General features: G+C 70.6%; 10 protein-coding genes. 7 read left to right on the top strand and 3 right to left on the bottom strand.

Annotated features, from left to right (window positions below; genetic code table 11):
* Positions 1-2: 2 nt before the first annotated feature.
* Both OHO83_RS34220 and OHO83_RS34215 read right to left on the bottom strand, forming a co-directional pair.
* Positions 3-1,751, bottom strand: a complete 1,749-nt coding sequence (locus OHO83_RS34220) for an amidohydrolase (protein WP_266668822.1) — start codon at positions 1,749-1,751, stop codon at positions 3-5.
* A 505-nt stretch (positions 1,752-2,256) separates the two neighbouring features.
* A complete protein-coding gene (locus OHO83_RS34215) occupies positions 2,257-2,529 on the bottom strand; it encodes a hypothetical protein (RefSeq protein ID WP_116502944.1) in 273 nt (90 codons plus the stop codon).
* 341 nt (positions 2,530-2,870) lie between these two features.
* On the opposite strand from OHO83_RS34215, the gene OHO83_RS34210 reads away from it, so the two are divergent.
* Positions 2,871-4,418 carry a serine/threonine-protein kinase gene (locus OHO83_RS34210; protein ID WP_330280824.1) on the top strand — a complete coding sequence of 516 codons (1,548 nt, stop codon included), beginning with the start codon at positions 2,871-2,873 and terminating at the stop codon, positions 4,416-4,418.
* Between the two features lie 32 nt (positions 4,419-4,450).
* Here the strand turns inward: OHO83_RS34210 and OHO83_RS34205 are convergent, their stop codons facing one another.
* Complete coding sequence (locus OHO83_RS34205) at positions 4,451-5,260, bottom strand: SGNH/GDSL hydrolase family protein (RefSeq protein WP_266668825.1); 810 nt, start codon at positions 5,258-5,260, stop codon at positions 4,451-4,453.
* 441 nt (positions 5,261-5,701) lie between these two features.
* Here OHO83_RS34205 and OHO83_RS34200 point away from each other — a divergent pair, with 441 nt between their 5' ends.
* The 6 genes from OHO83_RS34200 to OHO83_RS34175 all read left to right on the top strand — a co-directional run bounded on the left by OHO83_RS34200 (position 5,702) and on the right by OHO83_RS34175 (position 14,040).
* Positions 5,702-6,040, top strand: a complete 339-nt coding sequence (locus OHO83_RS34200) for a hypothetical protein (protein WP_330280211.1) — start codon at positions 5,702-5,704, stop codon at positions 6,038-6,040.
* A 1-nt stretch (position 6,041) separates the two neighbouring features.
* Entirely contained in the window at positions 6,042-7,136 is a 1,095-nt protein-coding gene (locus tag OHO83_RS34195; RefSeq protein ID WP_266668829.1) for a GNAT family N-acetyltransferase, read from the top strand.
* Between the two features lie 350 nt (positions 7,137-7,486).
* Positions 7,487-8,287 (top strand): glycosyltransferase family 2 protein, encoded by an 801-nt coding sequence (locus tag OHO83_RS34190; protein ID WP_266668830.1) that lies wholly within the window; start codon positions 7,487-7,489, stop codon positions 8,285-8,287.
* A complete protein-coding gene (locus OHO83_RS34185) occupies positions 8,284-9,297 on the top strand; it encodes a glycosyltransferase family 2 protein (protein WP_330280210.1) in 1,014 nt (337 codons plus the stop codon). The genes OHO83_RS34190 and OHO83_RS34185 overlap by 4 nt, the downstream gene beginning before the upstream one ends.
* Positions 9,294-10,094, top strand: coding sequence for a polysaccharide deacetylase family protein (locus OHO83_RS34180; protein WP_266668832.1), 801 nt, complete (start codon positions 9,294-9,296; stop codon positions 10,092-10,094). Before OHO83_RS34185 ends, OHO83_RS34180 begins: the two co-directional genes overlap by 4 nt.
* A complete protein-coding gene (locus tag OHO83_RS34175; protein ID WP_443066071.1) occupies positions 10,087-14,040 on the top strand; it encodes a lipopolysaccharide biosynthesis protein in 3,954 nt (1,317 codons plus the stop codon). Before OHO83_RS34180 ends, OHO83_RS34175 begins: the two co-directional genes overlap by 8 nt.
* The last annotated feature ends 7 nt before the right edge of the window (positions 14,041-14,047 follow it).

Below are 14,047 nucleotides of genomic sequence, written 5' to 3'. Positions count from 1 at the left end.
GTCTACTTCTGCGGAGCGAGCTCGGGTCCCAGGGAGGAGAACTTCTCCTTCGAGACGACCCTCTGGGGCGGCCAGGTGATGTTCTTCGGGGGCCACTTCTGGCCCGTCTTCGCCAGGAACCACTGCGGGGGCTCGTACATGGGCGGCTCATAGCCGTCCGGCAGGGCCGTCTTCCACTCGATGCCCTTGGTGCGCTCCTTGAACTCGTCCTTGAGCGCCTTGAGCCGCTCGGGCTGCGTGATCAGGTCGACCGCCGTCGCCGCCAGGTACTTCGCGGCCGCGATCACCGCGGCCTGACCGGGCGCCGCGGCGGCGCACGCCGCGGTGGACCAGGTGTGGAACTTGCCGCCGATCGGCGCGAGCGCAGCACCCATCGACACGGTCGGCACGTTCCAGCTGATGTCGGCGACGTCCGTCGAACCGCCGCCCAGGAAAACGGGGTTCGGCGGGGTCAGTTCGGCGACCTTGTCGTGCATGCCGACCTCCGGAAGCCCCAGGGACTTCTGCAGGTCCTTCGCCAGCCGGTGCGCCTCGGCGGTGAACGCGGGCGGGCCGATCTGCCGCATGTTGTCGTACAGCAGTTCCGCGGCCGCCTTGTTGGGCAGCTGGTTCCAGCAGGCGGAGGTGATGCGGTGCTGCACCTTCGTCTGCGAGGCCTTGGCCGCGGCCTCGGAGATCGCGATCACCTTGTCCAGCAGCACCTGGACGCGGGCCGGGCTGCCCTCGCGCACGTAGTAGGAGATCTCGGCGATCTCGGGGGTCACGTTCGGGATGTCGCCGCCGTTGTTGATGACCCAGTGCAGGCGCGCGGCCGGCGCCATGTTCTCCTCGCGCAGGAACTCCGACATCGTGGCCATCATCACGGCGGCGTCCAGCGCCGACTTGTTGCCCAGCGGAGTGCCGCCGTGGCCCGCGACCCCGAGGAACGTGAAGGTCACGGCGGTCATGGCGTTGCTGGTGCCCCAGCCGGTGGCGTTGGCGGTGGAGGGGTGCCAGTCGAGGAACGCGTCGAGCCCGTCGTACACGCCCCTGCTGACCGCGTACGTCTTCCCGATCAGCGCCTCCTCGGCCGTGGAGCCGAAGAACTTCACCGTGACCGGCAGCTTGTGCTTCTTCGCCGCCTGCGCGACCGCGGCCGCGGCTGCCGCCGCCGCGGTGCCGAGGGCGCTGTGCCCGCAGCCGTGGCCGGGCCCGTAGCTCGGGGAGAAGGGGTCGTGGATGTACTCGCGCGGATCGTGGTGGCCGACACCCTTGTTCTGGGAGAGCCCGGGCAGCGCGTCGTACTCGCCGCTGAAGCCGAGGACCGGGCCACCGCTGCCGTACGAGAAGGTCGCCGTGAACGCCGTCGGGAAGCCGGCCGTCCCGAACTGGACGTCGAATCCCGCCTTTTCGAGGAACCCGGCTTCGGCGACCGAGGAGTTCCACTCGCGCAGCGACAGCTCCGCGTTCTCCCAGATCTCCTCGTTCAGGCCCGTGATGCGGGAGGAGTTGGAGGTGATCCACCCGAGGGCGGAGGACTTGGCCGCACTGTCCTCGGCGAGGCCCTCGGGCGCCTTGTACGCACCGGCCTCCTCGACGATGGAGTCGGCGGCCGCGGCCATCGCCGGGTCGGCCTCGGCGGTCATGGCGGCGGTCACTCCGGCCGCGCCGAGCAGTTGCATGATGCGGCGCCTGCTGAGCTGCGGGCCGGCGGCGGTCCGGGTCGTCCCGTGCTCGTGTTCGTGCTCGTGCTGGTCGTGCAGGTCACACACGCGCGTACCTCCGGGGGTGAGGTTTCCGTGTACAGGCCAAACGATCAGGATCAGGCGCAACATTGGCCCCGGAACATTGCCCCGTCAACATCCGTGCATGACAAAGCTGTTACGCACCGGACATGGATGACTGCACGCGGCGATGCCCGCGGGGGGCGTCAACAGGCCCCGGAACGACGAAAAACCGACCGTGCGGAGGGCACGCGTCGGGAGTGAAAGGAGATGTACGGCGGCGCAGGGGTGCCAGGGATGCGGGCGGCGCACCGGGAGTGGGAAGGGTGCGTCTCACATGCCGTGGTGGCGCGCGTCAGCGCCGTTTCAGTGCCGGGCGGTCCGATGGGGAGAGCGGTGCCGGGGCGGCAGGAGACTTCTGTCCCGCGTCAGGCGAACACACCTGAATGACGCCGCGTGCCGTGGGGATGACGGTCGCGGAGATCGCGGCGCCGTGCCGGTTGGGCATGGCCGCCTGAGCGCGGGACCGGGCTGTGCCGGTGATGACCGCCTGTCAGCGGCGGCCGCCGAACAGCGAGCGGCGCAGTCGCCGCAGTGGCGCGAAGAGCGAGACCCGGCTCACTCGCGCGCCCCTGCTGCTGCGCTCGTGCGCGACGTCACGCGAGGTGAGCTCACGCATCAGCGACGTCGCCTCGGCCGCCTCGCGCTGCGGGACGGCAGGGCCGCCGAGCACCGAGAGATGGCGGTCGAGTCGCGAGCTGGTCGCGCTGCTCCCGCAGGTGATCGCAGGCACACGTGGCCTGCTGCGCACTGTTATCTGTTCCATGTCACTCCCCACCCGTACGAGGGCACCCGGCCCGGGCAGGTTAACCCTATCGCCCCGCCGCGACACTCGTGTATCCCGGTCGCAGGATTCACCTCCCCTATAAGGAGGTTGACGATTACTCACCGAATACAACTGATTCCAGGGCGAGTTGGACATGGCGGGCAGGAACGGTCACGTCCGGAACGTGGGCGATGTCACGGACACTGGGCTAGCTTTGTGGAGAATCGCACCGCTACGGATGGGGGTCGCCCGTGAGCGAGAATCCGGGCCGTGGAGAGACCGGCGAAGCGCGTGTGATCGCGGAGCGCTACCGGCTGCTGAGCCCCCTGGGCGAGGGCGGCATGGGCACCGTCTGGCGCGCCCGTGACGAGGTCCTGGGCCGCGAGGTCGCCGTCAAGGAGGTGCGCGCCCCGGCCGGGCTCCCGACGAGCGAGGTCGACCGGATGTACGCCCGCCTGGAGCGGGAGGCCTGGGCGGCGGCGCGTATCTCGCACCGGAACGTGGTCACCGTGTACGACGTGGCGACCGAGGAGGGGCGCCCCTGGATCGTGATGGAACTGGTGCGCGGGCTCTCCCTGTCCGACCTCCTGGACGCCGAGGGCCCGGTGCCCCCGCGACGCGCGGCGCACATCGGGGCCGAGGTGGTCTCCGCGCTGCGCGCCGCGCACGAGGCGGGCGTCCTGCACCGGGACGTGAAGCCGGGCAACGTACTGATCGCGAACGACGGACGCGTCGTCCTGACGGACTTCGGCATCGCCATGGTCGAGGGCAGCTCGGCGCTCACGATGACCGGCGAGGTGGTCGGCTCGCCCGAATTCCTCGCTCCGGAAAGAGCGTTGGGTCGCACACCGGGCCCCGAGTCCGACCTGTGGTCGCTCGGGGTCCTGCTGTACGCGGCCGTCGAGGGGCAGTCGCCGTTCCGGCAGGAGACGCCGCTGAACACGCTGCGGGCGGTCGTGGACGAGGAGCTGCCGCCCGCCCACCGCGCGGGCCCGCTGGCACCCGTCATCGAGGGGCTGTTGCGCAAGGATCCGGCCGAGCGGACGCCGGCGGCCGACGCCGAGCGCGATCTGCGGCTGGTGGGCGCGGGCGGCACGCCCCGCGCGGGTACGGTCCCGGCGTCCCCGGAGTCGACGCCGACGCAGACGTCGTGGCAGAGAACGCCGCCGACCCCCGTTCCTGCCGGATTCACCTCGGGGCACGGCGCGACGCCCTCCCCGGATCCGGCCACGCCGCATCCGGAACGCCCCCGCCGCTCCGCCGCCGTCCTGCTCGCCGGCGTCGTGGCGCTGCTCCTGGCGCTCGGCGGCCTCACGTACGCGCTGATGAACCGGGGTGACGGGAGCGGCAACTCCGGGGACGACAGCGCACGTTCCGGCGGAAGCACCTCCAGCGCCCCGCGCAGCCCGTCGGACGATGATTCGAAGGGTGGCGGAGCGGGATCGCCCAGCGGGGACGACACCGGCAGCAAGGGCGGCAGCGGCGAGCACTCGACGCCGCCGCCGCAGTCCGTACGCGTCAGCGTCTCGGCGGTGCGCGGGAGTTACAGCGGTGCCTGCCCACCGCCGGCAGGTGAGGCTCCGGCCTTCAGGGCGACTTTCACGGTGGGCCGCGTGCCCGTCGACGTCCAGTACCGCTGGGTGACGGAGAGCGGCGAGTCGAGCGACCCGGGGTGGAAGACGCTCAGCTTCACGTCCGGCGGCCCGAAGACCAGGTCGGTCGATCATGTCGAGACGGGCTACACGGACGGGGCCACGCTCCACAACCAGGTGAGTGTGGAGGTGCGCGACCCCGTCCGTGCCACGTCGAACTGGGTGGCGTACTCGGTGACGTGCAAGACGGAGTCCCCTACGGGCGGGACCTCCCCTTCGCCGTCATCGTCGTACTAGGTGAGCGGACGTGCGGGGCGGTACTCGAAGTACTAGGCGGTCGCGCTGAACACGGGCAGGTAGCCGCCGGACTGGCCGGCCGCGGTGGGGTGGTAGGACTCGCCGGGGTCCAGCCAGTTGACGCTGTGCAGCCAGGCGCTGCCCGAGCAGATCTCGTGACCGGTGAAGGTCGAGGTCACGTTGCCGAACGTGAAGCCGTGGTCGGCGGCCCGCTTGGCGGTGGTGGAGTTGATCAGGTCGGCCGCGCCGTTGATCGCGGCGCGCTCGGTCTCGGTCAGGCCCGCGATGCAGGAGCCGTTGAGCTGGTAGAAGCGCGGGTATCCCAGGACGACGACATGGGCGGCCGGTGCCCTCGCGGTGATCGCGGAGTACACCGAGTCGAGCTGGCCGGGCAGGGTGTTCTGGACGTACGCCTTGGCCTGGTTGACGCGGGCGACACAGGTCGACTCGGACTGCAGGACGCAGGTGGTCATGACGTCCGCGAAGCCCGCGTCGTTGCCGCCGATCGACAGCGAGACGAGGCCGGTGCCGGGGCCGAGCGGGCCCAGCTGTCCGGCGAGAACGTCACCCGTGCGAGCTCCCGAGCAGGCGGTGAAGCTGAAGCTCGAGGGTGAGTGGGCGGCCGCCCAGAGTGCGGGGTAGGCCTTCGTACTGCGCTTGCAGGAGCCGCTGGAGCTGTCGTAGCTGCCGGCACCCACGCCGGACGAGTAGGAGTCTCCGAGGGCCACATAGCCCGTGGCCGCTGCCTGTTCGGATGCCTGGGCCGCTGTCGCTCCGGTGAGGGCGACGCCGGCCGCAAAGAGGATTGAGGTCACGTACGCCGTAATTCGGAAACGTCTCATGAAAACCTCCTTTAGCAGGATCTCTGCCACAACTGTGGTAGCACGCCCCACAGTTCACGGGAAGTGTTCATGTCAACTTTTCCTCGTACGCCTCGCGAGAGTTCGCCCGGCGTTCGATTACAGGTACATGTCAGATCTATGACATACCCTCAACTTCCTTGCGCTACGCCCGTAGACCGGCCAGCCCCAACTGCACCCGTGTGAACGCGACTTCCCCCGTGACACACCAGGTCTCCGGGGAACGTGTGTATGACATCTGCGCACTCTCTGCGCGTCTTGACTGAGGCCCCGGGACTGCGCGACATTGAAGCCCGGCATCCGGCGCTTCGGGGGGCAAAGTCGCCAATGCAGACCATCGGCATCAAGCCACCGTCATCAGACAGAGCACCGTCACCTGCGCAGTGGGGACGTAGCAGGGACGTATCACCCCTGATAGCAGGAGTGGCCGCTGCCGTCGCAGGGGTGGGCGCGGTACTGGCGCTCGCGGACATATCGTCGCCGCTGCGCGGCCCGTTGACGCTCTTCTTCCTGATCGCGGCGCCGGGCGCCGCGATCGGTTCGGCGTTGCGCGGACTCGATCCGTGGGGCCGCTGGATCTCCGCCGTCGCGGGAGCGTTCGCGCTCGACCTGCTCGTGGCCGAGGCGATGATCGCCACGCACCGCTGGTCGGTGACCGGCGGGATCGTCACGATCGCGGCGATCAGCGTCGCCGGCCTCCTCGCACCCATGGTCCCCGCGCGACGGCTGCCCGGCCGCGCACCGGGAAGGCGGGACTCCTGACGTGGACATCACCCTGCACCGGCCCGGCGAGCTGACCGCCGCCGACCGGGCCGCCTGGACCGCCATGCAGTCCAAGGCGCATCTGCACGGCACGCCGGAGCTGGCGAACCCTTTCCTCTCGCCCGAGTTCACCCTCGCGATGGGCCGCTGCCGGCGTGGGGTGCGGATCGCCGTCGCCCGCGAGGACGGCGAACCCGCGGCGTTCTTCCCGTTCCAGAGATCCGTGAGCGGCGTCGGCAGAGCCGTCGGCCTCGGCGTCTCCGACAGTCAGGGCCTGGTGCACGGACCCGGCTTCGAGTGGAACGCCCGCGACCTGCTGCGGGCCTGCGGGCTCTCGGTATGGGAGTTCGACCACCTGGCGGGAGGCCAGGAGCCGTTCGAGGCGGAGGCCTCCGGCAGCTTCCCTTCCCCGGTCATGGACGTCGACCAGGGGTACGAGACGTATCTGCGCCAACTGCGCGAGCGGTCGCCGAAGTTCATCAGGACGACGCTGGCCAAGGAACGCAAGCTGGGCCGGGACGCCGGCGAGGTGCGCTACGTGCACGACGAGCGCGACCCGCGGGCCCTGGCGACGCTGATGGAGTGGAAGTCGGCCCAGTACCGCAGGACCGGCCGCAGCGACCGCTTCGCGCACGCCTGGATCACCCGCCTCGCCCAGCAGCTCTTCCACACCTCTTCGGAGCCGTTCGCCGGGGTCCTGTCGGTCCTGTACGCGAGCGGGCGGCCGGTCGCCGCCCACTTCGGGCTCCGCTCGGAGCGCGTGCTCGCCTGCTGGTTCCCGGCCTACGACCCGGCGTTCGCGAAGTTCTCGCCCGGGCTGATCCTGCATCTGCGCATGGCCGAGGCGGCCGCCGCCGACGGCATCGCCTATCTGGATCTCGGCCGCGGCCAGAAGGAATACAAGGACTCCCTCAAGACACGGGAACTGACCGTGCACGAGGGGTGGGTGACGCGCCGTCATCCGGTCGCTCTCGGACACCGGGCGCGCCGCGCTCCGGTCCGGGCGCTGCGTAACACCGTGCTGTCCCGGCCCGAGTTCTTCGAGCCGGCCGACAAACTCCTGAGACGGGTGGGGAAAATCCGTTCGGGGAGTTGAGGACGAGAGCCAGGTAAAGGTCAAAACAACAGAAAGGTGAGGCCTGGAATACAGGCCTTGCCCTACAGTCTCAAGCATCAATACCGTCGTACATCCACCCGCATCGGACCATCGACGCAATAGCGATCTGGGGGAGGGCTCGAGATCGCGATGGTCGGGCGCGGGGCGCGGTAGGGGGGTGCCGTGCTCGGTGACCGAAATTCAGCCGAGTCGCGTGCCGCGGGGCCGATTCAGTCGATCGGTCTATTTTGCCAGCTCACCCGGCCTGTACAGAGCTCTATTTGTCATGGCCGTAAGTGAGAACCCCCCTTTCGAACCGGACAGACCACCGGACGAGAGGGACCAGACTCATGAGTTCTTTTGTGCGTCCTGCGATATCCAGCCAGTACAGGGCGATCTCGACCCATCTCGCGATTGCGCCGCCGGTGAGCGTCGTGATCCCGGCCATGAATGAGGCGGAAAACCTTCCGTACGTATTCAAGACACTTCCCGACTGGATCCACGAAGTGGTTCTCGTCGACGGGAATTCCACCGACAACACGGTGGCAGTCGCCCGCGAACTGCGGCCCGACGTGGTCGTCGTCCCGCAGCGCGGCAAGGGCAAGGGCGACGCACTGATCACCGGCTTCGAGGCGTGCACCGGGGACATCATCGTGATGGTCGACGCGGACGGTTCCGCGGACGGCCAGGAGATCGTCTCCTACGTCTCCGCCCTGGTCTCGGGCGCCGACTTCGCCAAGGGCTCCCGCTTCGCCAACGGCGGCGGCACCGACGACATGACGCCGATCCGCAAGCTCGGAAACTGGGCGCTGTGCACGGTCGTCAACAAGAAGTTCGGCGCCCGCTACACCGACCTCTGCTACGGCTACAACGCGTTCTGGAGGCACTGCCTCGACCAGATCGACCTCGACTGCACCGGCTTCGAGGTCGAGACCCTGATGAACATCCGGGTCGTCAAGGCCGGCCTCAAGGTCCAGGAGATACCGAGCCACGAGTATCTGCGGATCCATGGCGCGAGCAACCTGCGGGCCGTGCGGGACGGGCTCCGGGTCCTCAAGGTGATCCTCGCGGAGCGCTCGACCCGGCGCGCCCGGCGTCGCCGCCGGACGCAGGCGACCACGCTCAACACGGGCCGGGGAGAGGTGTCTTGAGCGCTAACGCCCCGCACGGCGGCGTGTCCGTCGTGATCTGCGTCTACACCGAGGACCGCTGGGAGGACATCCTCGCCGCGGTGTCCTCGGTGCGGGCGCAGTCGCTGCCCGCGCTCGAGACGCTGCTGGTGGTCGACCACCATCCGGCTCTCCTGGAGCGTCTCGGCAAGGAGTTCAAGCAGTCCGAGGACGTCCGTGTGCTCGCCAACGCGGGCCCCCGCGGCCTGTCCGCGGGACGCAACACGGGCATCGCGCTCTCGCGCGGCGGGATCATCGCGTTCCTCGACGACGACGCGGTCGCGGAGCGGGACTGGCTGCGTCACTTCGCCGCCGGGTACGACGATCCCCTGGTCATGGCGGTGGGCGGCCGCACGGAACCCGTCTGGGCCTCGGGCCGCCGCCCCGCGTGGTTCCCGGAGGAGTTCGACTGGGTCGTCGGCTGTACGTACAAGGGGCTGCCGCGCGGGAAGGTCCGGGTGCGCAACGTGCTCGGCGGGAACGCCTCGTTCCGGCGGTCCGCGTTCGACGCGGCGGGCGGCTTCGCGACGGGCATCGGCCGCGACGGCGACAAGCGGCCGCTCGGCTGCGAGGAGACGGAGCTGTGCATCCGGCTCAGCCGCGCCAGGCCGGACGCGGTGCTCCTGATCGACGACCGGGCGGTGATCCACCACCGGGTCCCCGCGGGCCGCGAGCGCTTCGCCTACTTCCGCACCCGGGCGTACGCCGAGGGGCTTTCCAAGGCGCTGGTCACGCAGAGCGTGGGAGCGGAAAAGGGCCTCGAGTCCGAGCGGCGCTACGCCACGCGGGTCCTGCCGGCCGGAGTGGCGCGCGGGGTACGGGACTTCTTCCTGGCGCGGCCGGGGGGCGCGGGGCGGGCCGGGGCGATCGTGGTCGGCGTCCTCACGACGGCCGGCGGGTACGCGCTCGGCAGTCTCCGGGCGCGCAGGACGGGCGCGACGTTCTCGGTCGTGGGGATCGGGGCCGCCGAGGGGAGTGGAGGGCCGTCATGAACACGCCAGTGCCCATCCTCATGTACCACTCGGTGGCGCGTGAGCCGAACGACGCGACGCGTGAGCTGTCGGTGACGCCCGAGGCGTTCGCCGAACAGCTCGCGGCGGTCGCCGACCTCGGCCTCACTCCCCTGACGACCGCCGAACTCGCCGCGATCTGGCGCTCCCCGGGGCGCGCCCTGCCGGATCGGCCCGTCCTCATCACCTTCGACGACGGCTACGAGGGCGTGCACCGCCACGCGCTCCCCGTCCTCGCCGAGCACGGCTTCCCGTCGACGCTGTTCGTGTCGACGGGCTGGCTGCGCGGGGCGTACGACACCGGGGGCGGGCTCGACACGATGCTCGGCTGGGACGAGGTGCGCGCCCTCGCCGGTGCCGGGACGGAGATCGGCGGGCACAGCCACACGCATCCGCAGCTCGACCAGCTCGACGACGACGCGCTCGGGTTCGAGCTGCTGCGCTGCAAGGAGATCGTCGCCGACGAACTCGGCTCGGTGCCGCGGTCGTTCGCGTATCCGTACGGCTACTCCAGCCGACGGGTGCGGGCCGCCGTGCGCGGGGCCGGCTTCGCCCAGTCCCTGGCGGTCGGCAACGGCCTGGCCCGGCGGCGGCAGGGCCCGTACGCCCTCCAGCGCGTCACCGTGCGCCGCGCCACCGGTATCGAGGAGTTCGCGCGGCTCGTGGAGGGCCGTGCGATCGCCCGCAACTTCGCCGGGGACCGTGCCCTCACCAAGGGGTACGCCCTGGTCCGCAGAGCCCGACAGGTCCGCCGGAAGGCAATCCGAACCCGTGTCTGACACGACCACCGCCCAGGCCGCCACGACCACACCGACGACCGAGCCCCAGCGGCCGGCCGGCCGCAAGCTGCGGCTGCCCGGCATGGGCAAGAGCGGCAGGGGCAACAAGGGCGGCATGAGGCCGGGGGGCGGGAACCAGCTGTTCCGCAATGCCTATGCCCTGATGCTCAACACCGGCATCTCCGGAGTGCTAGGCGTCGGCTTCTGGCTGGCCGCCGCCCGCTACTACTCGGCGGACTCCGTGGGCCAGGGCTCGGCGGCCATCGCGGCGATGAAGTTCCTCGCGGGGCTGACCGCGGTGACCCTGACGGGGGCGCTGGCCCGCTTCATCCCGATCGCGGGGCGGCGCACCGGCAGCTTCATCTTCCGTACGTACGCGGGGAGTTCGCTCGCCGTCGCGTGCGCGGCGCTGGTCTTCCTGCTGACGCTGGACGTCTGGGGGCCGTCGTACCGGTTCCTGCACGGCCCGGTCAACGGGCTCGGGTTCGTCGCCGCCGTGGTCGCCTGGTCGGTGCTCACGCTCCAGGACGGCGTGCTGACCGGGCTGCGCAGCGCGCTGTGGGTGCCGGTCGGCAACACCGTCTTCTCCACGGTCAAGCTGGGCCTGCTGCTCGCGTTCGCCGTGGCGATCCCCACGACCGGCGTCTTCGTCTCGTGGGTCGTGGCCATCGCGACGTCCGTGATCCCGCTGGGCTGGCTGGTGTTCCGGCGCCTGGTGCCGCGGCACGTCGAGCTCACGGCGCACCGGACGGACCCGCCGACGCTGCGCGAGGTGGGCCGCTTCCTGGCGGGCGACTACACGGGCTCCCTGTTCTCGCTCGCCGTCGTCTATCTCGTCCCGGTCCTGATCGCCTCGCAGGTCAGCTCCGCCGACAACGCGTACTTCTACATCACCACCACCATCGGCGGCACCGTCAACCTGCTCGCCATCAACATGGGCGCCTCACTGACGGTGGAGGGCTCGCACGACCCCGCGCAGCTCGCGGCGAACACCCGGGCCGCGCTGCGCCGGATGGCGCGGATCATGCTGCCGATCTGCGGGCTGCTGTTCCTCGCGGCGCCGCTGGTCCTGCACGTCTTCGGCGACGACTACGCGCACGCGGCGACGCCGCTGCTGCGCTGGTTCGCGGTCGGCGCGGCCCTGCGCGTGGTCATGGAGACGTACTTCGCGGTGCTGCGCGCGCAGAGCCGGACGGCCGGACTCGCCTGGCTGCAGGGCCTGTTGTGCGTCCTGGTCCTCGGTCTGACACTGCTGCTCCTGCCCCGGATGGGCCTGACGGGCGCGGGCGTCGCGGAGATCTCCAGCCTGGCCGTGATCATGGCGATCGCCGCCCCGAAGCTGTACCGCATCGTGCGGACCGCTCCCCCGGCGCCGGCCGTCGTGGCGGCCCCGGACGGCGACCTGGCCGACCTCGGCACCGCGGACGTGGCCCCGGGGGTCAAGTGGCAGGGCCCCGGGCAGGCGCTGCGCGGCACGCTCGACTCCGACACACTGCACCTCGCGGTGCAGCTCAATCTGGACCATCAGGAGCGGCGCCCCGACGTGCGGCCGGGGCCCGCGACACCCGCGCACGGGGCGCCGGCGGCGGGGGGCGGGGAGGTCGACATGGGGAACCGGCCGACCTGGACGCTGAAGTCCCCACCACCACCGGCGCCGAGACCGCCCGCCGAGCCGGACCCCGCCCCGTCCCCTGCCTCATCCGAAACTTCCGCCACGTCGGAGGCTTCTGAGACCTCGGACATCGCCGGCACCTCAGAGGTCGCCGGCACCTCAGAGGTCGCCGGTACCTCAGGTGTCGCCGGTACCTCAGGTGTCGCCGGTACCTCAGGTGTCGCCGGTACCTCTGACACGTCAGGCGCCTTTGACAAGGCAGTTCTCGCCCTGCCTGCCACACCCGCGCCCACCCCCCGGCCCCTGCGGGACCGGCTCGCGCTGCCGAGCCCGCGCGTCGTCGTCCTGGCGCTGCTGCTGGTCGCCGCGCTCGGGCTGTACTGGGGACCCGTACTCGGCCTGGGCGACGGCGATCTCGACGGGATGGGCGGGCTCGGGCTCATCTCGGTGCTGCCGCCCACGACGCTGCTCGGCGCGGCGCTCCTGATCGGCGTGTTCGCGTCCCTCCTGTGGCTCGAACGCCCGCACAAATGGCTGCTGTTGCTGACGCTGCTCGCCACGGTCGTCTCGCTGCACGCCCTGCCCGCCGTGATCGAGGCCGAGCCGCGGTTCGCGACGGCGTGGCAGCACCTGGGCTTCATGGAGTACATCGGCAGGACCGGCTCGGCGGTGCCCGACCTGGACGCGCGCTGGAGCTGGCCGGGGTTCTTCGCCGCCGCGACGTTCGTCGCCAAGGCGTGCGGCGTCACGGACATGACGGAGGTCATCCGCTGGTGGCCGCTCGCCATGCAACTGCTCTACCTGGCACCGATGTTCCTGCTGACGCGCTCGATGCGGGCGAGCTGGCGCGCCCGGTGGACCGGACTGTGGATCTTCGTGCTCAGTGGCTGGGTCGGCCAGGACTACTTCTCCCCGCAGGGCTTCACCTACCTCCTCTACCTGGCCTTCGTCGCCATCCTGCTGGTGTGGTTCCGGGCGCCGCGGGTGCTGTGGACCAGGCGGCGGCCCGGCGAGCTGGAGGTCGAACCCACCGACCGGCGCCAGCGGGCGGTGCTGCTGCTCGTCCTGATCGGCCTGTTCGCGGCGACGGTCCCGGCCCACCAGCTCACCCCGTTCGTGATGCTCGGGGTCCTCGCGGTCCTGGTGCTCGTGGGCCGCTGCGAGCTGCGCGGCCTGCCGATCCTGTTCGCGGTCCTGGTCGCCGTCTGGGTCTCGTTCCTCGCGGAGCCTTACTGGTCGGGCCACTTCGACGAGCTGTTCGGAGGGCTCGGCGGCGTCGGCGGCAACGTGTCGTCGTCGGTCTCCGGACGTATCCAGGGCGGCAGTTCGGCCCACAAACTCGTCCTCTACGCGCGCGTGCTGCTCGCCGGCGGCGTGATGGCGTTCGCGTGCTGGGGCTGGTGGCGGCGGCGCGAGGCCACGTACCGGGAGCGCTCCCTCCTCGTCCTCACGTTCGTCCCGTTCCTGGGCTTCGGCATGCAGTCGTACGGCGGCGAGATGGCGCTGCGCGTCTTCATGTTCGCCCTGCCGGGTGCCGCGCTGCTCGCCGGGCTCGCGCTGTTCCCGCGCACCGGGATCACCGCGAAGGAACGCGACCGCGACCGGGTGAGCCTCGCGCCCCTCGCCGCGCTGCTGGCCGGCCTGATCCTGATGGGCGGGTTCCTCGTGGCGCGCTGGGGCAACGAGCCGTTCGAGCGGATCAGGCCGGGCGAGGTCGCGGCGATGGACTACGTCTACGCGCACGACGACCCGACGGTCCGCCTCTTGTGGATGAGCAACGACACCGTCGACAACGTCACGCCCGCGATGCCGTGGGGCACGCGTGACATGGAGAAGGTGCAGTACGTTCCCACCCTCGCCCCCGTCGACCCCGTTCTCGTCTCCAGCCTGGTGAAGGCGCTCAAGGACGCCGGCCCGAACTCGTACCTCGTGATCAACAAGAGTCAGGTCGTCTATCTGCAGATGGACGTCGGCTACTCGAAGACCTGGGAGACGCGGCTCCTCCGCAACCTCGACGACCGCCAGGAGCTGACGAAGGTCCTCGTCAACGACGACGTCACGATGTACACGCTGCGCAAGCAGCCGAGCGGTGAGGTCCCGAAGGCCGCGCCGGGGCCGATCGGCCCGCAGATCACCTGGACCTCGTGGTCCGTGGTGGGCGGGCTCGCGGCCGTCGCCCTGGTCCTGCTGCTCGGGGCGCGCGAGATCGTGCGGGTGGCGGTACGGCCGGGTGTGCGGCAACTGCGCCGGCTGCAGAGCAGTTTCTGGTTCTCGCTGCCGCTGCTGGCGGTGCTGCTCGCGTCCATCCTCCAGAGGTTCCTGACGATGGCGTAGGCCCTGC

It is taken from the genome of Streptomyces sp. NBC_00569, from assembly GCF_036345255.1.
In the GTDB taxonomy this organism is placed as follows: Bacteria; Actinomycetota; Actinomycetes; order Streptomycetales; family Streptomycetaceae; genus Streptomyces.
Note: the sequence above shows the minus strand (reverse complement) of the source record. Positions and strands in the feature narration are given on the sequence as shown.